Below are 23,870 nucleotides of genomic sequence, written 5' to 3' on the forward strand. Positions count from 1 at the left end.
GCAGTTTCAATTCGTAGCCCAGAAATTCATAAATCGAATCAATAGATGTCTTTATGTCGAGCAAATATTTTTTACCTCACGCTGCATAAATTAATTGCTTGGTTTCTTGAACACTCTCAATAAAGAAAGGATTGGAGAGCGAGTTTTCAGTGATCAGGTCAACTTTGCGATCAAAAAGTTTCTCCAACTGCCGGTGCAGGTCAAAATAGTTGTCAGTGTATTTTTCGAAAGAAATTTCTTTAAAGGAAATAAGGATATCGACGTCGCTTGATTCGTTGAACTTGCTGGTGCATGCCGAGCCAAAAACGTGCATAGTTTTTACGTCGTACTTTTCGCAAAGCGCTTGCAGTTCTCTTTTGTTATGTTCGGTAATCGTCAGCATAACTGATCATTAAACTATACAAAGATACAAAGTTGTAAACGTATCTGTAACCGTTTCGTCTTTTCATGTTGGCCTTTTACATCAGAAACGGGAAGGGTTGCAGTTCGGAGACGTTTGGCTAAATTGAAAATAATAGAAATAGGACAGCTACTCCAATCTCATCACTTTCGCTGCTGTCAGATACGGATTGTCGAAGGTCACTTTGTCACCCACTTTTTTGCCGGGGATTAGGAACAGCCTGGCTGACAGGGCTTTGTTGGTGTACTTGAGGGAAAGAGAAGCCACATCGGTAAAGATGCGTTCAACAGTAGCCTGTGAAGTGGCGCCTGCCAGTGGGATTACATCCAGTCCGGTGCCGGAAACGGAGGAGAATAACAAAAGCTCCTGCACGGTGTACCTGCCTTCATTGGCTCGCTGCGCCAATACTTTGTCTTCAATCACGGGCAGCATGAGGCCGGAGTAGCCGCAGGTTTTCAGGTCGAGGTTCTTGATTACATCGGTGATCAGGGAGCAGGCACTTAGCGTGGATGGCCCGCCGAAAGGCTGCTTGGTCAATGTCTCAATGGCGGTGCCGATGCTGGCGTCCAGTCCCGGGGCCGGAGAAGTGTCGATGCCGTCGTACTGCCAGCTGTAAGTGGCTGATATTTTTGTAGCTAGTGTCTGCACCGGCTGGAACTGCTTTTCCAGTTCGGCTTTTAAGTTTTCCCTGGCGTTGACCATGGTCGATTTCGAGAACACTTCTGTCAAAAGGTTTGGGTATTCAATGCCTACCGCAAAACTATTAACGCCCGAATGGAACGCTGCCGGAAAGAAGGGAATCCCAGCCGGACAATTGGCAGATGCCGTGAACCGGAAATTGCCTTCGCCACCCTTTCCCACTTTGGCAACCGCTACCACTATTTCTGCTGCGGCTTTGATGGTATTGCGGTGGATGCCCAGGGCTGTGGAAGAAACGGGCAGACTGAAATTAATGAGTTCTGTTTGGCCAATCAGTTTGGAGGCCCAACCCGCAACTGCTGCATTGTATTCGTTAGGTGGTAGCACAGCGCCGATAGCAAAAGACACGTCATCTCTCCGGGCTATTTCGTCAAACTTCTTCAAATAGGGCAGAGCCTCGTCCAGCGTTTTGCCTCCCAGGTATTCGTACAGGTTTTGCGTGGAAATTCTGATCGTTTGCACCTCGTAACCAGCATCGGTATAATCGGTTCGGGCTTGCTTCAAAAACTGAACTGCTTTGAGCACTGAGGTGGTATCGGAAAGGTCGTTTACCGTAATGCCCGCAGTGATGGTTCTGATTTTGAAAAGGAGGGGAGGGTTTTGGCTGTGGGATATGAGAGCAAATAAAAGGAAGCCAACAGAAAGCAGTGTACGAAACATAGGATAGGTTTTGGTAAAGCTAAAGTTAATAAAGAAAAGGATAGCTCAAGCGAATTTTGGATGCTATGCGCACGCACGCTATTGGTGCTGCTTGAAACAATTTGACTGGGAGCCGTTGTTAACAGGTAGATAAAGAAAACTTATTGTCTGTACTATTCTTTTTAAACCAGCAAACACATGCAGTATAAAGAAAAAATTAAAGCCATCAACTGGCTAGCTCATAATGTCATACAACTCGAGGTACCGAAGCCAAAAGGATTTGAATATAATGTGGGTGACGCTGTTGAAATTAAAGTGAATGACCAGGAGCCTGGGCCTTTTACCATGACAAATTTACCTGGTGAAGGCAGGCTGGAGTTTGTGATTCGTGTTTATGCAGAGCACCACGGGAAAACGGAAGCCCTCAGTCGCCTCAAACCAGGTGATGAAATAAGCTTTACCGAGCCGTTTAATACTTTTCAACCTCAGAAAAGGGCCGTTTTTTTGGCTGGTGGCACAGGTATTACGCCTTTCATTGCTATCATGCGGTATATGCAAAAGCAGGATACGCTGGCTGATTGTTTCCTATTTTTTTCCAATAAAACCAGAAAAGACCTGTTTTTGGAAGAAGAACTGACTGACATGCTGGGTGACCACTTCCAAAATATCATTGCCAACGACAAGGATGACCCGGACTATTATGGAAACATCGATGAAGCGTGGCTCAAAGCCCATATCGACGACCTGTCGAGACCAGTGCTGGTGTGTGGCCCTCCGGCTTTCAATGAAGCCATGGAAAAAGCTCTGAAGAGTATTGGTGTGAGGGACATTGATTTGGGCAGTTAACTAAATGAGGTGATAGAGTCAAAGACTTTTGCTAGAGGTGGCATTGTCAATACATGGTGTTTGGGTTGGCCGACTTTTCCGGAATTTGCTGAATGGAGTCCCAGTGCTCAACAATCTTGCCTCTTTGATCGAACCTAAAAAAATCCATGGTAATGTATTGGTCATTGCCGGGCCAGGTTTGATATGTGTGGAGCGCCACCAGATTATCTTCTGTGATAGCCCTCACAAACTCAATCGATTTCTCAGGGTACAACTCTTGCATTCGCTCAAAGTATTCGATGAACCCATCAAGCCCGTCCGCTACCGCTGGGTTGTGTTGAATGTACTCATCGCTCAAAAACAACTCTGTGGCTTTTCTGGGGTTGCCCTCATAAGCCATTTTATAGAAAGCGATGGCATTTTGTTTATTCTCTTGTAAGTGATTCATGGAAATGAATTTTCGCTATAATGTGATTTCCACAATCAACACTTTTAAGGCTATCACAATTCCTTTCGGTCAAACAGCAAGTGCGATGTCGAAGGGGTAGCGGGTGCCAAAACCTCACACTTTTGGTTTTGTCCCGCCTTTATACCACACATTCATATCTTCCAAACCAGAGTAGATAAAGCAATTGTTGATGAGCGTGCCTCCGTAGGTATATCCCAATTGATAGAAGGCCTTGTTCATTCCGTGAGATTCTGCCCGGGCGATGGTGTACAGGCACTGTATGTCGTCTGCAATCAAAATCTCCTCAAGCTTTGAAAGCAGCTTTTTTATATGGCCTTTTCCCCGGGCTTCGGGAAGCGTGGCGCAATCGGTGAGTTCGGCATTGGCATATTGCCGGTTGATTTCAGCTGAGGCGGCGCTAACAATTCTGTTTTGTTCCCGGATGAGCACATACTTCGTGCCTTCCTCCATCGTTTTTTTCACATAAGCTGGGTCGTTGAGAGGCGTCGGGTACACCTGAAAGACTTTAGCATAAAGCTCAGCCAGCTCTTTTGCGTCAGCCTCTTTTGCCAGGGCAACTGTCCTGGCGTCGACTTCTGTTGGGCTGTATTTCTGATCAAGGATGCTCGTGACAACTTTTCTTTCATCCATCAACTTAGCACTATTGCCTCGTTGAGTTAGGGGATACTTCACCAGAAAAAACATATCACTCCCATTGAAATACTTTTTAATTTCAGCCTCTTTGATAAAACCACCGGATAGAAAAACTGCAACTTCCTGTTCCCTGGATTTGACGATAATTTTCTCAGCCCATGCTGGCGTCGACTCGGCTATCAGGGCCAATACCCCATGCGTATCGCCGGAATAGTCGTCGATCCTGATTCTTTTATTGAAAGCATCAGAGTAAACGCTGATGGCGGCTATGTCATTCTTTATTTCCGTGATCACTTTTTTAGTCAGTGGATGCCACCCCGCACCACGAAGTAAGCGTCAGTGCAAAAAGCTTGGCAGCCTTTATCATTTCTGTTAGGTCAATGAACTCATTAGGAAAATGGGCTACTTTCGTTTCTCCCGGCCCGATGACGAGGGCTGGGATATTGCCCACATTCCCCAGTAGTCCGGCATCGGTTCCCCAGGGAGATGCCTGTATGGTAAGCGCCCGGCCATAGATAGTCTCAAAGTTTTTCTTCATCAATTCAGCAAAGGGATGGTCGGTGGCCACTGCATTGGGAACCCACTGGGCACCGAAAAATTCAACCTTGGCCGGGTGGTCTTTCAACCAATCGTCGGCCTGGCATAAGCTGGCCACGTGCTTTACCAGCTCTTGCTTCACTGCGTCGATTGTTTCGTGCGGTCCCACGCCCATTCGTCCCTCAATCATAACAAGGTCTGGTACCGATGAGGGCCAGGAGCCCCCTTTGATGGTGCCAATATTGATGGGGATTGGAATGGGAATATGGCTGTAAAGTGGATCGTCCACCCTGTCATTGCGGATTTTTTCCAGCGCCAGTATGCCGTTGTGAATTTTGATGGCTTGCTCAATGGCAGAAACGCCTTCATAGCGAGTGCCGGCGTGTGCCGATATGCCTTCGACAGTCACCCTGAACCACATCGAGCCTTGCTGCTTGATGAACAGTTTCATGTTGGTGGGCTCGGGGATAATGGCCGCATCGGCAGTATAGCCCCGCAGCAACGTAGCCAATGTGCCCACGCCACCCGATTCTTCTTCTATGACAGAATGAAAAATAATGTCTCCCTTTAGTTTGATGCCACTTTTGATCACAGCCTCAATGGCCAATAGCAGCGCCACGTTTCCGCCCTTCATGTCGGTGGTGCCACGGCCGTACATTTTGCCGTTTTCAATTTTGCCAGAAAATGGATCATCGATCCATTTGCTTCGGTCGCCTTCCGGCACCACGTCAATGTGGCCATTGTAAATGATCGACTTTCCGCCGCCCTGACCTTTGAGCACGCCCACCACATTGGGGCTGCCCACATAAGTATCACGGGAAGCCACGAAGTAGGGGCTTTTAGCAAGCTCCTCATAAACAGGATCCCAAACGTCTACTTCAAGGCCTAGCCTGTTCAATTTTTCGATCACTATTTCCTGTACGCCCCGCTCGTTGGTTTGCACGCTGGGCTGCTGAATTAATTGCTGTAGGTAGGTGATAGCGTCATCGGCGTGTTCATCGATGTAGGCTTCCAACGTCTTTTGAAGGTCAGTCATGGGCTTTGAAGTTGGTGGAGAAGGAAAAGTCAGCTTCGGTATTGTTTTTCACGTCCGCTAGAGTATAGCCTGGCATCAGTTCATCGAGATACAACTTCTGATCGATGATGGAAAACACAGCCATTTCAGTGATGATTTTCTTTACGCAATGATAGGTCGTAACAGGAAGGGAGCACTCAGTCACAATCTTTGGCTGTCCGTCTTTGTCGCAGTGGTTCATCACGGCAATGAGGTTTTTTGCTCCATAAGCCAGCTCCATTGCACCACCAACGCCGGGCACTCTTTTGCCAGGCACTATCCAGTTGGCCAGGTCACCACGGGTGTTCACCTGCAGCGCTCCAAGAATGGACAAGTCGATGCAGCCTCTGCGGATCATACCAAAGGCAATGGCACTGTCGAAGTAGCTGGCACCGGGTAGGATAGTCACCGGCAGCCCGGCGGCATTGCTCAGGTTGCCATCAGCATTTTCTTTGGGGGTTGGCCCCATGCCCAAGATGCCGTTTTCCGCCTGAAAAAAGACCCTCATGTCTTCGCCAAGAAAGTTGGGCACCATAGAAGGAATACCAATACCAAGGTTCACGATCATGCCATCCTTTACTTCCAGTGCCGCTCGTTTGGCTATTATTTGTCTTGCGTCTCCCATACCCATTTCCAGTTATAGCCTTTCGATTGTACGATGTATTTCACATAGATGCCCGGCACCACAATTTCCTCCGGATCAAGCGCTCCCATGGGCACAATTTCGTCTGCTTCCACAATGGTCACCTTGCTGGCCATGGCCACATAAGGGTTTGTGTTTCGGGCTGTTTTGTCAAAGATCAAATTGCCAAAGGTGTCAGCTTTCTTGGCGTAAACAATTGCCACATCTCCTGTTAGCGGCGCTTCGTAGAGGTATTCCTTGCCCTCAATCGTAATCCTGGGCTTGTCGTATTCAAGTTGCGTTCCTTTACTCAGTTCTGTTAAAAAGCCGTTTAGTCCCACACCGCCTGATCGTATCCGCTCTACCAAAATGCCCTGTGGCGAAAACTCTACCTGTAGCTTGCCCTGGTTCATCAAGTCGCCCGCTGTGGGGTTGGAGCCGATGTGGGAGGCCAGGAGGTGAGTGGCCCGCTCCAGGCAAACGAACTTGCCAATGCCAATCCATGGGAAGCCTGCATCGTTGCCGATTAGCTTCACATCTTTCACTCCTGAGTCTATGAGGCAGTCGATCAGTCCGGGGGGCGTGCCTACACCACCAAATCCACCAAAAAGCAGGGTCATCCCATCAAAAAAAGCTGATTGGACGGTGGCATAGTCGGTAACTTTATCGAATAGGTGCATAGGTTAGCTGCATTCTTTTAGTGATTGCTCCAGCTTGCCGAGGAGTTCATCGGTTTCGCTTTTGTTGATGGTAAATGGTGGTGAAATCAACACGCCGTTTTCATCCGTTCCTTCTTTTCCTCCCACAGCCGGGTAAATCAGCAGGCCGTTTTGGTAGCAATGCTCAATGAGTTTTGCCTGCATTCCTTTGATGGCAGGATCCAATTCGAAACCCATCATCAGCCCCTTGCCCCGCACTATTTGCATGACAGGGTATTTCTTTTGGAGGTCATAAAGGGCGGACTTGATGTAAGCACCTTTCTTGATTACGTTGTCCAGCAAGTCGTCTTCTTCTACGATATCCAGCACTTTGAGGGCAGTGGCGCAGGAGAGCGGGTGCCCGCTGTAGGTGTGGCCACTCATGATGAGCCCGCTTCCTTTTTTTATCGGCGCAAGAACCTTGTCGGTCATCAAAGTGGCAGCTATGGGCGCATAGCCGGCTCCCAGGCTTTTTCCAACGGCAACGATGTCGGCCTGAGTGCCCCAGTGCTCCATGCCAAACCATGTTCCGGTTCTTCCCAGGCCTGTCATTACCTCATCGGCGATGAACAAAATCTCATGTTTGTCGCAGACTGCCTTGAAGCAGGCATAGTATTCGTTTACCGGTGCCAGGGCAGTGCCGGCTGCTCCCACCATAGGCTCGGCGACAAAAGCAGCAATCTTTGAAGGGCCGATGGTGTCGATTGCTTTTTCAAATTCGGCTACCTGATCCTCCAGTGAGTCGTTTTCCAGGTCAGCCGACAAAGCAGGGTATTTCTCCAGCATGGCTTCAAACCGCTGCCTTCTCAGGGCATGGCCCGATAAGGAAAGTGCCCCCATGGTGATGCCGTGGTAGCTTTTCTTCCGGGTGGTGAAATGTGTCTTTTCAGGCTTGCCGTTTTCCTGCCAGTACTGAATGGCGATTTTCATAGCCGTTTCAATGGCTTCGGTGCCACTGTTGACGAAAAAGCTGTGCGTCAGTGACTTGTCAGGCGATAGTTCGTAAAGTCTTGTGGCCAGCTGCTCGGCTTCCTCTGAGGCGAACTGCGACCGGTACACAAACTGGAGCTTGTCTAGTTGTTTTTTGATAAAGGGCAGGAGCTTTTCGTGGGAATGGCCCAGCGAGCAAGTCACCGCTCCGGAAGATCCATCGAGGTAGGCCTTGCCGTTTTCATCGTAAATGTAGACGCCTTTGGCACTCGCTGCCTTGAGGTACGTCTTGTTCAGGTTGGGTTGTATGTTGTGCACTTTGCTGCAATTAATTCTGTAGAAAGTTGACGTCGTGGCTGGTTTTAAGAATCGTCATCTAAAATTAGCTTAAAAATCTTCCGATTCCCTTTAGGGTCAGGGTAGTGAGGAAGATTTTTAAGCTTTCCTTATGTCACTTACGCTCTTCAAATATCTTTCTAGCCTCTTTGATATCCTTAAGTACCCTGGTTTTTTCAGCTTCCGTATTCCACGTAGTAACAGCCGCAGCTGCTTCTTCAATCCGATCAATCCAGGTGAGAAAGTAATCAGCGTCTTCAGCCGAATGTATGGGTTGCCCACCTACGTTTACAAACACCGCATTGGTAGTGGCATAAGGATAGATATCGAGGACTTCAGGATTGGGTGCACTGTAAGCCCTGAGAAGCACCCAGGAACTGTTGGAAATATTCAAGGTTCCTGTGAAATCAGCAGTGGTACGGTCGCCGGTTAACGCAATGGTTTTCACCACCTTCCCATTTTGAATAATTTCCAGCTTGTCGATAGGCACAGAGGAGCGAACAAAGCCTTTGTAGCTGAGCTTCCCTTTTTTCGCAAGCGTTATGTCTCCGCCAGGGCCCTGGTTATCAAGACTAAACCCAAGGAGGGGCCCATTGCTGGCGAAAGTCTTCCCTTTCCTGATGCCATCAATGAATTTCTCATGGAGTAGCCGTTCATCGCCTTTCTCCATTTTCACAAACGCTCGTGTCAGACCAACAGGCCCCCGTAACGAGGCGTAATTGGCCATGGCGTCGGTGCCGCCAACAGGAGCCAGCCGAAAGCCACAGTTCATCAGCTTGTACCATACCCCGGCGGAAATATGATGATCGCTATACCCTACCGTCTCATAGTAGTCCACTTTGCCCAGTGCTACATCTACAGGCAAGGAAAAGCTCGTGGGCTTGCTGAGGTCAGGTTCGGTTTCAAAAGGATGCACGTAGCCCACAATGCCGTTTTGGTCATGTGCGATGTCGGCCACCACAGTGTTGGAGGGGTAAGGGCTTTCGGTGCCTGTATGGGTATAGCCGACGTACCCTGGAAGAAGATAATTGGACGACATGCCCAGCAGACCAGTATGCCCCCAAAAGCTGGTGTGGTACTCTTGACCATGCATAATCAGGGTCTGTTCTTCTGAAGCATTGTCAGGATCCACAGAAAAATATTCAATATCCGGAATGCGCTGTTCTTTGTTCACCACAAGGTTGTATACGATGTCCAGGTCTTCTGCTTTAGCCTGCATGGCCAGGTGTGCTGGCGTATTGCGGTAGTGCCCGCCGTAGTTCATATGCACATGCACATCGGCTGACTTCCAGGTGCCGTGGTACGACGGAATGGTGGAGGGAGCCCATGAAAAAGCAATCTCTTTTTCCTCACCTGCTTTCACTGCGATGGTAGCATCATTTGCCTTTCGGAAGCCTTTCCAGGCGGTAATTTTTACCTCACCGACAGGCACCGTCACTTTCACTTCTCCTGGAGAATGGAAATAGTAGGTTTCAAATTTTTGTTTGCTTCGGTCAAAGGTCTCGTTGCCATGCATCCATGCATCATCAGGTGCGAAGCTTTTGTCACCCACCATCACAGTCAGTCGGGCCGGAGTCGGTTGCTTGCTATCATTATAGGTTTTTATAATAATAGTTGCCGTTGGGTGGATGTACTTCTTTTCATTGATCAGCAATGACCACTTTTTACTGGTAAGCCAATCCATCAGGTAGAGTTCCGTGTTGCCTTGTTCATTGGTTATGTAGGCGATCTTGCTTCCGTCGGGTGACCATCGGGCATGAGTGGCGTCGAAATCGCCGTATCCCATGGCAATGGGGTAGCCTTTTTCATCGGCCGGAGTCATCCAGAGCTGGTGCCACTGCTGGCCGAGGTAAGACGAGTAAATAATGCGCTTGCCATCGGGCGACCAGTCGGGGCTGGCACGCCAGTTCGTTTCTTCCTCCCGTAGCAAAACAGGGTTGTAGTTGTTTACTTCGGTTCTATAAATATTGCCTGAGCCGTGCAGCACGTCGGGGTTGGTCACGAACACCAGCGACTTGCCATCGGGCGACCAGGAGGGACTCAGTTGGTGATCGGGCTGGCCATAGTAGTAGCGGGGAATGGCGGTGGTGCGCTCCGGAGAAAGAGGTTTAGCTGCCAGTCTATTGTTGTTCAGGCTCCCTATCCAAATGCGGAAGTTGCCGGTTTCCTTGGTGGAAACAAAAGCTATTTGCGAGCCATCAGGGGAAAATCGAGGGTCGATATTGACGGCGCTGCCTTCTGTAAGCTTGGTGATTTTGCCAGTAGACAAGTCCAGCAGGTGAAGCTCCATCGCATCGTTATCGTACCGAACAAACACGACGCTGTTTCCGTCCGGCGACCAGTCGGGCTGGTAGTCGTAGCCAGGCCCGTCTGTGATTTGGATGGCAGTGGTTTCATCTATTTTTTGCTGCCACAAGCTGCCAGCCATGGAGTAGATCAGGCTGGTGCCATCGGGTGACCAGGTGGCAGAAGAGGGGCCTGTGGTGAGCTGCGGCACATACATTTCCCGGTAATAGTAAGGGTGGGGGATGTCGATTTGGCTCAACACCCATGGCCTTTGCCCCAATAGAGGAGAGAATGAAAGCAGGCCAAAAAGCAAAAGGAGGTGCAGGCGTTTTTCCATCCTCACTAGTTCGGAAAAAAGGCTGTGGTTTCAAAGATGTTTGATCGGAGTGGCCGCCTTGGCGATTAAATCTGACCAGCAGCCGTTGCATTTTGCACGGCTGTTTGAAACGACTCCTTCCTATATGGAACTCAGACAGTGCCAGGCTTCCCGGACATTTGATTTAGCCCCAGGTATAGCTATCGAGTTTCTCCAGTATTTTGGTCAAAAATTGCGACATCTCATCGTCAGTGCCGTCCAACCTGCGACGCAGCCAAAAGCCAATGGCTATCTCCTCTGTGAAGTAATAGTAGTCATTGTTGTTCGTGGGAAATTCCTCATAATACTTAGAAAAAACACTATTTTTCAAGTCCTGAGTAGCGTAGCGGTCGTAGAGGTAGCCAGGACCGTAGAAGCCTTCGGATTGCATGGCGTTTTTGTAAGCCAAGGCCTCGCTCTCCCATTTATTGCCATCGGACAGATACTCGTAGCTGGTAGCCAGCATCCAAACCATTCGCCTGAAGGATACTCTGTAAATTTTTCCGGCTTCCTCTCCAAAAAACTGTTGGTTTGGTTCTGGGACGAGGTTGTTGCCCATCCAGCTTACGAAGTTAGGATTAAGTCTGCTGAAGGGCAGGTCGTTCAAGTCTCCAGTCGTCTGGTAAAGGTTGAACCCCGATGCTTCGGACACCGCCCTTTGCAGCGAGTAGGAATCAGCATTGGCATCTTCCGCTTTGAGGTATTGGCGAGCGCCATCGGGAAGGCTTGAGCGAAAAAGCGTAGCGAAATGAGCGTAAACGCCCATAGTGGTTCCGTTGATGGTTAGTTCTTCTGGTGAGGTGTTAAAATAAAAAGACTCTTCGCCAGGCAAAATAACGGCAACAAACCAGTCGAGCATCGACGTCAGGAACCTAGTCCGGTGTGCTTCATCAAGTGTAATTGGCCCGGTCTCTTCGTAAAACTCCATCGCAGGAGCCTCCGCCATATCGTCGCCGTCGTAGTACTCTTCCTCATAATATTCGTCTTCATAAACCTGGTTATCACCTGCATATAGCTGAGGAACCGGGTCGCTGTTTCTCAAAACGAACCTTTCTGTATTTCTATCATTGTCAAAAAAAGGCACTTTGCGGATAAGGTAAAGCTCGTAGGCATTGACGGCTACCTCATCCTGAACGAAGATCATTTTTTTTGCCCAAACAGGAGGAAAGGAGGCGTACAGATACCCGTCCCTGTTTACCAGCGTAACCGTGTCGGATCGAAAGCAATCGCCTATACCCACTGCTTCATACTTGTCAGCAAAATAGGCAACCACCTTTCCGGGACTGTTACCCTCTGTGGAAAGTCGGAATCCATCGAATTCGGTCAGTGCATTTAGGTGGACAATCGTGTATCCATCTATTGGGCCAGCGGCACTATTAGCGGAGTCGATGTACAATTCTCGGGTGACTGCATTGTTGGCATAGATGTAGCCAGCGGAAACAAAGATGGCCAGCCCAACAAATAGGCCGACCAATACGCCATCGAACTTCGGCTTTGGAGTAGTATCTATGTCATTTGCCCAGGCCTTCACCGACTTGAAAAGCATGGTTGAGAAGATGAGTAGTGCATAGACGAAGAAGAGCAGTGCGTAGGCGAACATAATCAGAAACCCGTCCTTTCCAATATCATTGAGAACAGCCAACCCCTGGTACAAAATAGAAGCCGAATAAAGCAAGCCGACGGTGGCTGTAAGGTGAAGCATGGTGTATGACTTTGTTGAACCGGTCATCCACATAAGGCTGGAAATCAAAAACCAAACGCATGTGAAGCAGCTGGCCAATGCCCACCAGAAAGTGGCGAAGCCTGGCTGGAGGAAGACCAAAACTGATTGCAAAGCCAACCCGAAAAAAATCAGCAGGTTAAGAACCGCATAGATCCTGAAAACTATGGGAAACTTCATAAATGAAAAAGTTAGGTTTGATGAATGTAATTTAGATGATTACAGCATCACTTGTATCTGGCGGGAGGGCCAGGAGCAAAGTTTTTTTTCGCCAAATGACTGACAGGTAGGTGTTTGTAGGTAGATGTCTGGTAAAAGTTTTCGGAAGATGTTGGCAAACACCGTTAGATTGCCTTTGCTGTGGTTACTCAATGCTTACACCCTGCGTAGTAAAAGAAATGCCTTGCTGGCCAGAAGTTGATATCATCACCGCTTCAAACAGTGGCTTGTGAGTTTCATCTCTTACCGCCCAGTCGAAGATGAAGTTGGCCCCAGTGCCTCCTTCATTGTCTACTTCATCAATCACTATTTCTATCGTTTCCATTGGGCTGATGAATATCGGATTCTTAAAGTATGTTCTGAGCAGCTCGCCATGTGTGTTGTAATAGTCAGCTTTCAGCATGTAGATAGAATCGGTAAGGCTGGTATTCCGCATACTGATGGTGGACGTCAGATCATGCGTTCGGCTTTCCGACCGGCTGTAAATTTGTGAGTAAACCGACAGGTAGGTTGATCCGGTAACCAGGGAGTCGGACTCATTCAGTTCTATGAACCTTTCTTTCCAGTTTACAGGTTTCACCGAACTTGTTGGCTCAGGTTCTTTGCAGGCGAAAAGTGCAACACTTAAAGTCGCTGCCAGGAGCAGGTGGCGTGCAAATGTCTTAATTGGTGATGTTGCCCGATTTGAAAAGCCCATGAATTGACTGGTTTCGTTTGAGAGTCAATTTACAGAACAATTGACTAAAGCCATGCTCCCCGGTCAATATTGATTGGCTAACAAAAAGTATTCTCTGCCAAAATCTCGTCAGCTTTATTCCTTCCACAAATTTCTCTAATTTCCGAGAACTATTTGGAGGCTCAATCACAGATGTCAGAACTGAAGACCATCAATCATGTAAACAAGCAGCTTAGGAATCTCATCATTTCGTTCTTCCTTTTCCTTTTCAGTTTGGGTGTGGGTTTAGTCGGTTTCACGGTGATCGAGGAACTGGATTTTGTGAATGCTCTCTACATGACCATCATCACTGTGGGCACCGTTGGCTTCACGGAGGTAAAGGAGTTGAGTGCTGCAGGCAGGGTGTTCACCTCCATCTATATTTTAATGAATCTGGGTATTTTCGCCTATGTGGTGTCAGTGATATCCAGCTACATATTTGAAGGAAAACTAAAATCAATTGTTAAAAGCTATCGCTCGGGTATGGAAATAAGTAAGCTGAAGAACCATGTGATTGTGTGTGGCTATGGAAGGAATGGCGCCCGCTCTAGTGAAGAGTTGAAAAAGAGCAAAGAGCAGTTTGTCATCATCGAGAAAGACCCCAATATGGTGAATGTCATTCCAGATGAGATGAAATTGTTCATCGGGGATGCCACGGAAGATGAGAACCTGCGGACGGTGGGGATTGAACGAGCCAGGGCCATTATTATTACCACACCCAACGATGCTTCCAACGTTTTCATCACGCTGACGGCCAGAGCACTTAACGAAAAAATCAGGATCATTGCAAGGGCTTCTAACATTGAAACGGAAAATAAGCTGTATAGGGCCGGTGCCAACAATGTCATTCTTCCCGACTTGCTCGGAGGCATGTTCATGGCCCAGCTCGTCACCAAGCCGATTGTTATCGAATTCCTAAACTTGCTCAATGGTGTGTCAGGGATGAGCTACCATTTGGAGGAAGTGGGCTACGAGCATCTGAAGTCGGAGTATAGGGACAAGACCCTGAGACAGCTGGATATTTCGGCCACGACTGGCGTGATTGTGGTGGGAGTGAAGGACAACGTGAAGGGGCTTATCCCCGGACCATCCGCCGATACCTTTATCGGCGAAAATGACTACCTGATTGTGCTGGGTTCCAATGTCATTCTCAAAAAATTCTTCGATGTCTACACCACTCTCAACTACGACAAAATGTAGCCCGAAGATTATTCACTTTTTTTCATCTGAAAGACTTCTGTTTCCACACTGTCCCCTCTTTTTAACCGAAGCTTGATGTCCATCTGGTTGTCGGATTTCCTTTCGAACACCAGGCCCTTCAGCTCGATTTTGTCTTTGGAAAATGTTATCATTTCAAAAGTGAGATAGTTTTCTTTTGTTTCCCAACCGACCAACTCAGGCGTAAAGTGCTTGAGGCGGAGCCCCGTTTTGTCCAGCACCATAAACTCGTAGAAGTTGAGGCTGCCATCGGCATTGTGGTGTCGGTACACGCCCATCATGGTGCCGTCAGCCGAAGGTGGCGACCATATTTCTTCGGACGTCCCTCCAAAGCCGTCACCTGTCCAGCGGCCGGAAAGCCAGGCGTAGTCGTTGATGTTGAAAGGTGTCGGCTCGTTGCCTGCGGAAACGTAAGGCGTGAGAAAGAAAAGGCAGATGATCGTTGTGATAGTTGTTTTCATACATTGTTCCTTTAGAGGTTCCAGGGTATAGACAGACTCAAGTGCTGACAATGGACAATTATCTCATTTTTTCTCTACTCCAGACAGGGAATCTCCTCTTTAGTAAACGGACGAGCGATGGCATAACCTTCGATGCCTTCAGCCAGATCAAAATCATGGAACTGGTAATTGGGCGTGTAAAGCACGGTGTCCCAATAGATCGTCAATGGATCTGTTGCTCTCAAGTCGCCGGTGGACTCCATCCATTGCTGAAGGTCAGCCTGCAGGCTGCTCATGGTCGATCGGTACTCCGGGTCAAGTGCAAGGTTGTGCAGTTGGAAGGGGTCTTTTTTGATGTCGTAGAGCTCTTCCGGCTGCCGCTTCGCAAAGGTCAGGTTGAAATAGTCGGGCGTGGTTTCCGCAGCTTTACCCTCCATCGCCATGATCAGGTATTTAGTGATGGAATTGTCTACATCGCCATATTGCCCCACCGATTGATGGGTAGTCGGATCACCCGCAGGCCATCTGTCGGGCATGAAGTTTTTGATGTAAAGGTATTGCTCCGTTCTCACGCTGCGGCTGGGGTAGCTGAGGTCGCCAGCCCGCACGTTGGCATGGCGCTCTCTTTCCGAATATCCCCGACTTCTGTCCTTGCTATCAGTACCACCAGCCAACAGTGGCCACAAGCTACTGCCTGTTGTGAACATGCTGGCGTCCAATCCAGCAGCTTCCACGAAGGTGGGCGCAAAATCCACAGCGTTCGTGAACTCCGTTATCACCGTTCCCTCAGCTATTTTGGAAGGAAAGCGCATGGCCAGCGGCATGTGAGCACCATATTCATACAAGTTTGCTTTGGCTCGGGGAAAAGGCATGCCGTTGTCACTCGTCATCACCACAATGGTATTGTCCAGCTCACCGGCTTCTTCCAGCATTTTGAGGATGCGGCCACTTTCCCTGTCGAACCGTTCCACTTCGAAGTAATAATCAAGGATATCGTTTCTCACGCAGGGCAGGTCGGGTAGAAAGGCTGGCACAATCACGTCGTTCAGCGACATACCAGTTTGAACGCCCGTGTTGGGCACGTAGTCCCGGTGTGGATCGGTGCTGCCAAACCAAAAGGAGAACGGGGTTCCAGCAGGCTTCTGCGCAAAGAATTCCTCAAAGGAGGCAAAGTCTTTTCCAGCCGGGTTGTCGGTATAACCGCCTGCTTTGAAGTCACCGGGGCCCCAGCCTTTCCTGGTTTTGCCCGTGAAGTAGCCGTTTTCTCCCAGGATGGTGACCCAGTTGGCAAACTTTTTCGGAAACACCGACCACAGGTTGCCAGCTGACTCCAGCTGGTGCGGAAAGCGACCAGTTAATATGGCCGCTCTGGATGGCGAGCAGCTGGGCGCTGCGGTGTAAGCATTTTGAAACAAGGCACCTTCCCTGGCGATGCGGTCGAAAGTAGGGGTGCGCACCACAGGGTCGCCGTAAATACCGGCGTGGGGGTACGACCAGTCGTCGGCAATCAGGAACAGGACGTTGGGTTGCTTAACGGCAGGCACCTCTTTGGCAGGCTGCGATTCAGGTGTGCAGCTAATGGCGAGGAGGATTGAAAGGATAATCAGGAAAGAGTTTTTCACGCAGGTAAGTAGGTTAGGGGTTCAACCAGAAGGATTAAGTTACAAAAATCCCTCTACTTGCTGTACTGCCGCACCCTGCTTCTGTAGCAAAAACAGTCAAAAGTTCTATCATGAAACCCTCCAAGGGTTCTCTTTCATATAGTCGCACCAGATATGACCTGCTATTTTCTTCACAAGACAAACCCTTGGAGGGTTGAAGACAAACAGCCGCCACCTACTTCTTCTTATTATTTTTAAATTTATCGCCCCTGGTCTTCGGCTTCGTGTATTTCAGCACGATCTCCCTTTTGTAAGAGCCGCCCAGGTTCACCTTCTTGTTCTTGGCTATCTTTTCGTGAAAGCTCGGCCCGGCCAGGTCTTTCTTGGCATTCCGGTGTGGGTTCTTGTTGTCGCCGCTTTTGGCCCTTTCTTCGGGCAACAGCTGGTGCGAAATTTCAATGCCTTCCGGCATTTCCAGTAGCGGTATCTCATGCAGCATCAGCACCTCAATGGCCAGCTTGTACTCTTCCTCTCTGTCGGTGAAGAAAAGGATGGCGTTGCCTTTTTCTTCCATCCGGCCGGTACGGCCAATACGGTGGATATAGTTTTCGGGGAAATTGGGCGTGTCAAAGCTCACCACATGGCTCACGGTGGCCAGGTCCAACCCACGTGCCATGACGTCGGTGGCGATAAGGATGCGGTTTTTTCCGCTGTCGAAGTCCTCAATGGCCTTGATCCGGTTGTTCTGCGACTTATCGGTGTGGATGATGCCCATTTCCGGTGCGTAGGGGTCTTCCAGCAGGTCGTAGAGGAGGTCTGCGTTCTTTTTGCCGGTAACGAACACCAGCACTTTCTGGAAGGTGTCTTTGTCCCGCAGCAGGTGACTCAGCAGGTTGGCCTTGGTGTGGAAGTTGGGCACCCGGTAGGCTGTTTGCTCGATGGTTTCGAGGCGGGCACCGCTGATGGCAATAGATATTTTGACCGGAGCAATGAAGCTGTCGTTGATGAGCTCCTCCACTTCGTCGGTCATAGTGGCGGAAAACATGATGTTTTGGCGCCGTTCGGGGATGAGCTCAAACAGGTTGGTAAGCTGAAAACGGAAGCCCAGGTCGAGCATCACGTCCACTTCGTCGATTACCAGCTTTTTGATTTCTTTGAGCTGCACTGCCTTGCTGATGGCCAGGTCGTAGATGCGGCCGGGGGTGGCCACCAGGATGTCCATACCCTGGGCTACTGCCAGCGCCTGGGTTTTGATATTGGTGCCGCCGTATACACCCATCACCCGCACGTTCATGTATTTGGCGTAGGTGTTTACCTGCTCCACCACCTGCAGCACCAGCTCCCTGGTGGGCACGAGGATTAAGATGCGGGGATGCACCTGTTTCGAAAACTTCAGCTCCCTCAGCAACGGCAGCATATAGGCCAGGGTTTTGCCCGTACCGGTTTGTGCAATGCCCACCACATTTTTACCGGAGAGGACGACGGGAAAGGCCTCTTCCTGAATCGGAGTAGGCCGGGCAAAGCCCAGGTCATCGAGGGCATTGAGGAGGGGATTGGACAGGTTGAGTTCTCTGAAGGAATTCATGGGTTGTGCGACTTATCAAACGAACTGCAAAAGTCGGGAGTATTGGCGAGGTAAAAAAATGGGGGAAGGGATTGGGGCGGAGACCTTATGATAGAGCTTCTGGATTGTAATTCCAGAAGAGGGGTGTTCATTCCCCTCTTTTGGAACGCACGAGCTCCATTAACAAAGGAATTCCTGAATTTTTTCTCTGAGCGGTTGACAGACAGTCGCCGCTTTCTCCTTTATTTCTGAAGTTCCTAGGAACTTTACCAATGGCTGTTTTGGTAAATCGCCAGTTAAACTTTCTGAGAGCGAGGTATAGCTGTCTACTTAAGTAATAATCAATTTCCTTTTTATATCGATCAATACTTGTGTAAAAGTATGCCGAAACCCAGCCATCGAAAACATTGTAAATTTTTTCTAATAGTGAAAGAACTGTATACTGAATTTTTCCATTGCAGATATCCCTAATCTTGCTTTTTAAACGGTCAACATTTTCACGTGAAGGGTAGAATTGTTTGCCGTCGTATGTAATCGATAGAAATGTAAAGTACTCACCAGACAGGTTGATGATTTTTGTTTTTGTTTTATCATCTATCGGATGAATTTCCAGATTCAATTTTTTGAGTATTACTTGACAATCAATATATGATTGTTGGCATTTGTCCTGATTGTCGCAAAGTACCACAAAATCATCTGCATATCTGACGAGGGCATAGCCTTTAGCACTCATTTCAAGATCAAAGGGAGACAGATATATATTCGAAAACAATGGAGAAAGTGCATTTCCCTGAGGAATTCCAGAATTAAGGTTTTCGAAGTATTTTCGATCTTCCTTTTTAATCAATTCTAATCCTCCAACCTCTTGACTGAGGGAAGACATAATTAAATCATTGATAGAATCATCAGGAAGTTGGGGTAATATTTGAAGCTTTAATAGGGAGTCTTTATTTACAGAGCCATAAAAGTCAATTATATCAGCCTCTAAGACATAATTATTGCCAGCGTTGTGTATTTCCTTTATTCGTTCAATGGCATCCCGAATTCCGGTATTCTTTTGGTATGCGAAACTAATTCCACTACTGGTTTTCAGTAGTGGTGTGAATATATTCTCTAGTTCGATTGCTATAGATTTTATTACTAGGCGATCTGATACTTCAGGTACCTGTAACGGCCTCACTTTTCCATTTGATTTGGGAATTGCAACAGCTCTTGTTTTTGAAAAGTAGTATTTGCCTGAAAGAAGCTTTTTTGAAATAGAAGAAATTTTGTCTTCAATGTTGTCTGAAAAAGTACGAATTGTCTCTCCAGATAAGCCATGGGAGGACTTGTTAAGTTTGTTGAGTTTGCCCCACGCATTTAGTAGATTGTGTTTACTAGCTATTTGGTCAAGCAGAGTTTGTTTCATATCTGTGTTGCAAAGGCCTAAGAAAGACATGGTTGCGTCCGTATGACAGCTCTTTACAATATAGGAACAGAACATCTTATCGAGAAATAGAACCAAATGACTAGAGCCGTTCGGAACCTATTACACCAAAGTTGTTCTAGGGCAATCCTGACCTTAGGTGTTAGAGTTCGCCTAAAGTCTAACGCTGGCTTGACTTGAAGTTCAAGCGAAATCTCTTGGGCGTTTTGGACTACAGTTTTTTGGATTGTCGACTTGTGTCCAGTTCGAAATAGTACGGTTTATCCATGTTATTCAAATCTAGGTTTTTTCCTCACTTTCGCAAGTTTTTTTGAAAAATCGACTAATTGCTTGCACTCCTCACCAAATAAATGGCTTGATACCAACGTTTCCCTTGGCAATGTGCTGTCATACACACTGGCATCAAACGAGATCTGCACAGAACATCTTATCGAGAAATAGAACCAAATGACTAGAGCCGTTCGGAACCTATTACACCAAAGTTGTTCTAGGGCAATCCTGACCTTAGGTGTTAGAGTTCGCCTAAAGTCTAATCCAAGTAAGTCAAAGAACTTATGTCACCAGTGACAATCTTTATGCCAGATGGTTAAGTCTGCCATTATGTCTGAGTGGAATGGTTTCAATCAGCCTCCGTAGAAGCTTAAATGAAATCGGATTAAGGTGTTTTATTCCGGGTCGCAAACCCTAAGATAGGCCTTCGGAATTACAAACCCTAAAGAGGACTAAAAGTGGGCACTATAAGGAGCCTTCAGTCGTTGACGCTTGTTTGATAGACTGCAATTCACCTGAAATATTCGCCGTCTCTTCCTCCAGGTCATAGTAGTCCTGCAGACCGAGCCAAAACTTGGCGGTGGTGCCAAAGTACCGGCTCAATCGCAAAGCTGTATTTGCGGTAATTCGCCGGTTTCCTTTCAGGATCTCACTGATCCAGTTTTGAGGCACCTGAATGTCTTTGGAGAGTTTATAGGCACTAATGCCCAAAGGCGACAGAAACTCTTCTGCCAGCACCTCTCCGGGGTGAATATTGGGTAGTTTTTCTGTTGTGTCCATCATTAGTGATAGTCTATAATTTCAACCAATGTGGCGTTTCCATCTGCCCAATTAAAAATGATCCGCCATTGGTCGTTTATCCTGATACTGTAGTAGTCTTTTAAATTGCCGCTAAGTTTCTCCAGCCTGTTGGAAGGAGGTATCCCCATAGCTCTCGTTTGCAACGAGGGCTGCTGAGATCTGCGCTGGTAGCGCATTATTCAATCAATATACCAATTAATCCTTTTCCATGGTTGTAATTCCTGACACTACTATATAGATAGTCATCTGGGCGCTAATGAAAAAGAAAGTGTTTTTTATCCGCTTCACAGACCCTGCGATTGGACTTCGGTTCTGCCAATGAGCTTGCCTGCCCCTTTTTCTATTTTTAAGTATTGAAATATTCAAAAATCACCTTATTTATGATTATTATTGTAAATAAGACGATTATAACATTCTTATTTAATTAAAATTAAGAAAATAGTATGACTTTACAGTCTGTATCGGAGAAGCAAATCATAGAACGCCTCAAGTTTGAGAACCCGTGGTGGGTCACCGGGGCGATCGAGGATTTCTATAACGAGATGCCCAGGAGGCTGTATTTCGGCCTGTTCAAAACGCTGGCCTACGAAACGGAGGTGCGCAGGGCCCTGATATTGATGGGGCCACGGCGGGTGGGCAAAACAGTCATGCTGTATCATACCGTGCAGGATTTGATTGCTTCAGGTGTTCCCGCCAATAAGATCATCTTTATTACGGTGGAAAGCCCTGTTTATCTGAATGTAGGGCTGGAGCAAATGCTGCAATACGCCATGACGGCAGCTGGCCAGGAAGAGCTGTCTGGTCTTTATGTGTTCTTCGACGAGGTTCAATACCTGAAAAACTGGGAGGTTCACCTCAAGTCGCTGGTTGACAGCTACCGGACATGCAAATTCATAGCGTCGGGTTCAGCGGCAGCGGCGTTAAAGTACAAGAGCTTGGAAAGCGGGGCGGGCCGGTTCACGGATTTCCTGCTTCCGCCGCTCACCTTCAACGAGTACATCCATTTGAAAGGGCTGGAAAATTTAATCAGGCCTTCAAAGGTAGCCTGGCGGGGGGCTGATATCGACTTCTATTCTACCACCCATATTGAGGAGCTCAATAAACATTTTATTGACTACATGAATTTTGGAGGCTACCCGGAAGTCATTTTTTCGGAGAAGATTCAGGCCAACCCGGGGCGGTTTATCAGGCAGGATGTGATCGACAAGGTGCTGCTGAGGGATTTGCCAAGTTTGTATGGCATTCGGGATGTGCAGGAGTTGAACTCGCTGTTTACCACCATTGCGTACAATACTGGCAACGAGTTTTCGCTGGAGACGCTGAGTAAAGAATCGGGAGGCGTGAAGAAGCAGACGATCAAGACCTATGTCGAGTATTTGGAGTCTGCGTTTTTGATCAAGACGGTCAGAAGAGTAGGGCAGGATGCCAAGCGGTTTCAGCGGGATAACTTTTTTAAGATGTACCTCACCAACCCATCCCTTCGGGCGGCTTTGTTCTCGCCTATGTCCGCCACCGACGATATGATTGGCAACATGGTGGAAACGGCGATCTATGCCCAATGGATGCACCGTGACTGGTTCACTCCGTGGTATGCCAGGTGGCAAAATGGGGAAGTGGATTTGGTTGCTCTGTCGGAGGCTAAGTTTGAGCCGCTGTGGGCGCTGGAGGTGAAGTGGTCGAACAGGTACTTCGAAAAGCCCAGAGCGTTAAAAAGTTTGCTGAAGTTCAGTGCCGAAAATGGTCTGAAACATGTGCTGGTGACCACCATCGATAAGGAAGGAAGCAAAGAGCTTGAGGGAGTCAGTTTGCACTATTTTCCGGCAGCCACTTATGCTTATACCGTTGGCAAGAATACTTTGAAAATGAAGGGCGGGTAAAATCGAGCGCTCTTGGATTTGAAGGGCTACGACGAGATTCCAACCTGGTTGGGGTGTTTTGGTCGGGTCACAGACCCTATGATAGACCTTCGGAATTTCAAATTCCGAAGAGCGGGTGCATGTTAATTTCTCTTCACCTCGTACCACAGCTCCACCATGCCATTCTTGTAAGCAGTGACGTCCTTGAGGTGCAGGGGCTGCTCCACGCCTATGTAGTCAAAAAACAAGAGCCCTTCTCCCAATAGCATCGACTTTACTGTAACGATGATTTCGTCAACTAGTCTGGCCCGAAGCAAGTCCCGGGCTATGACAGCGCCACCTACCACCCAGATGTTTTTGTAGGCGGGCTTCAGCCGATCAGTGACCAGCTTTTCAAGGTTGCCTTTATAAAAAGAGACATTCACCCTGGCGGACTTCAGCGGTCGCCTGGTGAGGACTATTACCGGCTTATTTCCGTAGGGCCAGCCCAGTGCCAGGGCATGTTCATAGGTTTTAGCACCCATTACATAGCAGTCGATGCCCTCGAGAAAGGTTGTGATTTGTTCGTCAGTTAGGTCGATACCCCTTTCATACGTATCAGGCGTTTCAATCCACGACACGTCGTTGTCCTTTCTGGCAATAAAGCCGTCGAGGCTGGAGACCATGTGTAGGGTGACTTTGGACGGGGTGGAGCTCATTTCTTTCTATTTGACCTTTAGCCGTATCACATAAATGGAGTCTGTGGAGAAAATATGAATACTGTTGCTGCTAAGGGTAAAGCCAGCATTAAAAAGCTCTTCAGCACTCATCATGCTGAGCGAATCGACGGTTGCTTGGTCAAGTTTGCCCTCGTACATATAGGGAAGGCCATTGCTCAGCTGGCGTGACTTAGTCAAAACTGTGGAGGACTTCGCTTGCAGCGTCCGCTTCATGTCATGCTTGGTTGTGAGGAGCTTGGTGAGCGTGAGTGAGGTACTGCTCAGTTCAGTCAGCGAAAATATTCCCCCAAAGTTAAGCTTGTCCTGATCGGCCTTGTCGTCAAACGTATGCTCGATATACTTGTCGTCGATCACTTTCCAGCTGCCGAAGGATCCATTGTAGAAAAACTTTCCGTTGGGATAATAGCTCAGCGAAACATTCATTGGCGAGGGAAGTGTGTGGCCTTTGTTCTCGGTGGCATCTTCAAATACCCTCCAGTAGCCACCGGTCAAAGTAGCTAAAGCCTGATCGTTGAGCATGATGGCGTCAGGGTTACTGAGTTTGAAGCTCTTAGGCTGTGCGATAGCGGAAGTCAACAAAAGATAACAGGCGGCAGAGAAAAAATACTTTACAGCTTTCATGACATAGCGGGTAAGTTGCAAAAATGCCAATGCTAACGGTTCGTCCGACAGGTGGCTTTCATGTAACTAAAATAAACATTCTTTGCGCTCGGGGTTCATTTTTCTTGCAAAATCTAACCAGCGCAGTGACTGGTGAAGACACCGACGCTGTCAGGAAGAAATAGAAATGCAGACAAGTTAATGTGCGGCGAAGCATACAAGTACATGTAAAAGAACA

The 23,870-nt window shown here is 48.0% G+C and carries 21 protein-coding genes and 1 pseudogene; 3 read left to right on the forward strand and 19 right to left on the reverse strand.

Annotated features, from left to right (window positions below):
- Positions 1 to 76: 76 nt before the first annotated feature.
- Both RT717_RS02110 and RT717_RS02115 read right to left on the reverse strand, forming a co-directional pair.
- On the reverse strand, positions 77 to 382 hold the full coding sequence (locus RT717_RS02110; protein WP_317490093.1) for a nucleotidyltransferase family protein: 306 nt from the start codon (positions 380 to 382) through the stop codon (positions 77 to 79).
- 147 nt (positions 383 to 529) lie between these two features.
- Positions 530 to 1,759, reverse strand: coding sequence for a DUF711 family protein (locus tag RT717_RS02115; protein ID WP_317490094.1), 1,230 nt, complete (start codon positions 1,757 to 1,759; stop codon positions 530 to 532).
- Between the two features lie 177 nt (positions 1,760 to 1,936).
- Between RT717_RS02115 and RT717_RS02120 the strand changes: the two genes are divergently transcribed.
- Positions 1,937 to 2,584 carry an FAD-binding oxidoreductase gene (locus tag RT717_RS02120; protein WP_317490095.1) on the forward strand — a complete coding sequence of 216 codons (648 nt, stop codon included), beginning with the start codon at positions 1,937 to 1,939 and terminating at the stop codon, positions 2,582 to 2,584.
- A gap of 46 nt (positions 2,585 to 2,630) precedes the next feature.
- On the opposite strand, the gene RT717_RS02125 is transcribed toward RT717_RS02120, so the two are convergent.
- The 9 genes from RT717_RS02125 to RT717_RS02165 all read right to left on the reverse strand — a co-directional run bounded on the left by RT717_RS02125 (position 2,631) and on the right by RT717_RS02165 (position 13,119).
- Positions 2,631 to 3,011: a nuclear transport factor 2 family protein gene (locus tag RT717_RS02125; protein ID WP_317490096.1), complete on the reverse strand. Its 381-nt coding sequence runs from the start codon at positions 3,009 to 3,011 to the stop codon at positions 2,631 to 2,633.
- A 114-nt stretch (positions 3,012 to 3,125) separates the two neighbouring features.
- Positions 3,126 to 3,959, reverse strand: coding sequence for a putative beta-lysine N-acetyltransferase (gene ablB / locus RT717_RS02130; protein WP_317490097.1), 834 nt, complete (start codon positions 3,957 to 3,959; stop codon positions 3,126 to 3,128).
- A gap of 4 nt (positions 3,960 to 3,963) precedes the next feature.
- Positions 3,964 to 5,238 carry a peptidase gene (locus tag RT717_RS02135; protein ID WP_317490098.1) on the reverse strand — a complete coding sequence of 425 codons (1,275 nt, stop codon included), beginning with the start codon at positions 5,236 to 5,238 and terminating at the stop codon, positions 3,964 to 3,966.
- Entirely contained in the window at positions 5,231 to 5,881 is a 651-nt protein-coding gene (locus RT717_RS02140) for a 3-oxoacid CoA-transferase subunit B (RefSeq protein ID WP_317490099.1), read from the reverse strand. Before RT717_RS02140 ends, RT717_RS02135 begins: the two co-directional genes overlap by 8 nt.
- Positions 5,860 to 6,558, reverse strand: coding sequence for a CoA transferase subunit A (locus RT717_RS02145; protein ID WP_317490100.1), 699 nt, complete (start codon positions 6,556 to 6,558; stop codon positions 5,860 to 5,862). The genes RT717_RS02140 and RT717_RS02145 overlap by 22 nt, the downstream gene beginning before the upstream one ends.
- A 3-nt stretch (positions 6,559 to 6,561) precedes the next feature.
- A complete protein-coding gene (locus RT717_RS02150) occupies positions 6,562 to 7,824 on the reverse strand; it encodes an aspartate aminotransferase family protein (protein WP_317490101.1) in 1,263 nt (420 codons plus the stop codon).
- A gap of 133 nt (positions 7,825 to 7,957) precedes the next feature.
- Positions 7,958 to 10,465 carry a CehA/McbA family metallohydrolase gene (locus RT717_RS02155; protein WP_317490102.1) on the reverse strand — a complete coding sequence of 836 codons (2,508 nt, stop codon included), beginning with the start codon at positions 10,463 to 10,465 and terminating at the stop codon, positions 7,958 to 7,960.
- A 163-nt stretch (positions 10,466 to 10,628) separates the two neighbouring features.
- The gene (locus tag RT717_RS02160) at positions 10,629 to 12,383 is read right to left on the reverse strand and encodes a hypothetical protein (protein ID WP_317490103.1); all 1,755 of its coding nucleotides are present in this window, start codon (positions 12,381 to 12,383) and stop codon (positions 10,629 to 10,631) included.
- Between the two features lie 184 nt (positions 12,384 to 12,567).
- Positions 12,568 to 13,119, reverse strand: a complete 552-nt coding sequence (locus tag RT717_RS02165) for a DUF3124 domain-containing protein (protein WP_317490104.1) — start codon at positions 13,117 to 13,119, stop codon at positions 12,568 to 12,570.
- A 171-nt stretch (positions 13,120 to 13,290) separates the two neighbouring features.
- Between RT717_RS02165 and RT717_RS02170 the strand changes: the two genes are divergently transcribed.
- Entirely contained in the window at positions 13,291 to 14,337 is a 1,047-nt protein-coding gene (locus RT717_RS02170) for a potassium channel family protein (protein ID WP_317490105.1), read from the forward strand.
- Between the two features lie 8 nt (positions 14,338 to 14,345).
- Here RT717_RS02170 and RT717_RS02175 read toward each other — a convergent pair whose 3' ends face one another.
- From RT717_RS02175 to RT717_RS02200, 6 genes and pseudogenes are all read right to left on the reverse strand, one after another.
- Positions 14,346 to 14,816 (reverse strand): DUF6265 family protein, encoded by a 471-nt coding sequence (locus tag RT717_RS02175; protein WP_317490106.1) that lies wholly within the window; start codon positions 14,814 to 14,816, stop codon positions 14,346 to 14,348.
- Between the two features lie 74 nt (positions 14,817 to 14,890).
- Entirely contained in the window at positions 14,891 to 16,417 is a 1,527-nt protein-coding gene (locus RT717_RS02180; RefSeq protein ID WP_317490107.1) for a sulfatase family protein, read from the reverse strand.
- 214 nt (positions 16,418 to 16,631) lie between these two features.
- Positions 16,632 to 17,981: a DEAD/DEAH box helicase gene (locus tag RT717_RS02185; protein ID WP_317490108.1), complete on the reverse strand. Its 1,350-nt coding sequence runs from the start codon at positions 17,979 to 17,981 to the stop codon at positions 16,632 to 16,634.
- A 127-nt stretch (positions 17,982 to 18,108) separates the two neighbouring features.
- Entirely contained in the window at positions 18,109 to 19,368 is a 1,260-nt protein-coding gene (locus RT717_RS02190; RefSeq protein WP_317490109.1) for a reverse transcriptase domain-containing protein, read from the reverse strand.
- Between the two features lie 753 nt (positions 19,369 to 20,121).
- The gene (locus RT717_RS02195; RefSeq protein ID WP_317490110.1) at positions 20,122 to 20,439 is read right to left on the reverse strand and encodes a HigA family addiction module antitoxin; all 318 of its coding nucleotides are present in this window, start codon (positions 20,437 to 20,439) and stop codon (positions 20,122 to 20,124) included.
- Positions 20,439 to 20,582, reverse strand: a pseudogene (locus RT717_RS02200) (type II toxin-antitoxin system RelE/ParE family toxin); the annotation flags it as partial. The gene RT717_RS02195 and the pseudogene RT717_RS02200, both read right to left, overlap by 1 nt.
- Positions 20,583 to 20,900: 318 nt before the next feature.
- Here RT717_RS02200 and RT717_RS02205 point away from each other — a divergent pair.
- Positions 20,901 to 22,334, forward strand: coding sequence for an ATP-binding protein (locus tag RT717_RS02205; RefSeq protein ID WP_317490111.1), 1,434 nt, complete (start codon positions 20,901 to 20,903; stop codon positions 22,332 to 22,334).
- 122 nt (positions 22,335 to 22,456) lie between these two features.
- Here the strand turns inward: RT717_RS02205 and RT717_RS02210 are convergent, their stop codons facing one another.
- The gene (locus RT717_RS02210) at positions 22,457 to 23,011 is read right to left on the reverse strand and encodes a dihydrofolate reductase family protein (protein ID WP_317490112.1); all 555 of its coding nucleotides are present in this window, start codon (positions 23,009 to 23,011) and stop codon (positions 22,457 to 22,459) included.
- A 6-nt stretch (positions 23,012 to 23,017) separates the two neighbouring features.
- Complete coding sequence (locus tag RT717_RS02215; RefSeq protein WP_317490113.1) at positions 23,018 to 23,653, reverse strand: hypothetical protein; 636 nt, start codon at positions 23,651 to 23,653, stop codon at positions 23,018 to 23,020.
- Positions 23,654 to 23,870: the final 217 nt, after the last annotated feature.

Source organism: Imperialibacter roseus (assembly GCF_032999765.1).
GTDB classification, from domain to species: Bacteria; Bacteroidota; Bacteroidia; order Cytophagales; family Cyclobacteriaceae; genus Imperialibacter; species Imperialibacter roseus.

Bases quoted from the DNA above. Each gene is read 5' to 3' on its own strand.
- RT717_RS02175 (WP_317490106.1), bottom strand. From the start codon at position 14,816: ATGAAAACAACTATCACAACGATCATCTGCCTTTTCTTTCTCACGCCT.
- RT717_RS02185 (WP_317490108.1), bottom strand. From the start codon at position 17,981: ATGAATTCCTTCAGAGAACTCAACCTGTCCAATCCCCTCCTCAATGCC.
- RT717_RS02170 (WP_317490105.1), top strand. From the start codon at position 13,291: ATGTCAGAACTGAAGACCATCAATCATGTAAACAAGCAGCTTAGGAAT.
- RT717_RS02195 (WP_317490110.1), bottom strand. From the start codon at position 20,439: ATGATGGACACAACAGAAAAACTACCCAATATTCACCCCGGAGAGGTG.
- RT717_RS02215 (WP_317490113.1), bottom strand. From the start codon at position 23,653: ATGAAAGCTGTAAAGTATTTTTTCTCTGCCGCCTGTTATCTTTTGTTG.
- RT717_RS02205 (WP_317490111.1), top strand. From the start codon at position 20,901: ATGACTTTACAGTCTGTATCGGAGAAGCAAATCATAGAACGCCTCAAG.
- RT717_RS02125 (WP_317490096.1), bottom strand. From the start codon at position 3,011: ATGAATCACTTACAAGAGAATAAACAAAATGCCATCGCTTTCTATAAA.
- RT717_RS02135 (WP_317490098.1), bottom strand. From the start codon at position 5,238: ATGACTGACCTTCAAAAGACGTTGGAAGCCTACATCGATGAACACGCC.
- RT717_RS02115 (WP_317490094.1), bottom strand. From the start codon at position 1,759: ATGTTTCGTACACTGCTTTCTGTTGGCTTCCTTTTATTTGCTCTCATA.
- RT717_RS02110 (WP_317490093.1), bottom strand. From the start codon at position 382: ATGCTGACGATTACCGAACATAACAAAAGAGAACTGCAAGCGCTTTGC.
- RT717_RS02210 (WP_317490112.1), bottom strand. From the start codon at position 23,011: ATGAGCTCCACCCCGTCCAAAGTCACCCTACACATGGTCTCCAGCCTC.
- RT717_RS02160 (WP_317490103.1), bottom strand. From the start codon at position 12,383: ATGAAGTTTCCCATAGTTTTCAGGATCTATGCGGTTCTTAACCTGCTG.
- RT717_RS02165 (WP_317490104.1), bottom strand. From the start codon at position 13,119: ATGGGCTTTTCAAATCGGGCAACATCACCAATTAAGACATTTGCACGC.
- RT717_RS02190 (WP_317490109.1), bottom strand. From the start codon at position 19,368: ATGAAACAAACTCTGCTTGACCAAATAGCTAGTAAACACAATCTACTA.
- RT717_RS02120 (WP_317490095.1), top strand. From the start codon at position 1,937: ATGCAGTATAAAGAAAAAATTAAAGCCATCAACTGGCTAGCTCATAAT.
- RT717_RS02145 (WP_317490100.1), bottom strand. From the start codon at position 6,558: ATGCACCTATTCGATAAAGTTACCGACTATGCCACCGTCCAATCAGCT.
- RT717_RS02155 (WP_317490102.1), bottom strand. From the start codon at position 10,465: ATGGAAAAACGCCTGCACCTCCTTTTGCTTTTTGGCCTGCTTTCATTC.
- RT717_RS02140 (WP_317490099.1), bottom strand. From the start codon at position 5,881: ATGGGAGACGCAAGACAAATAATAGCCAAACGAGCGGCACTGGAAGTA.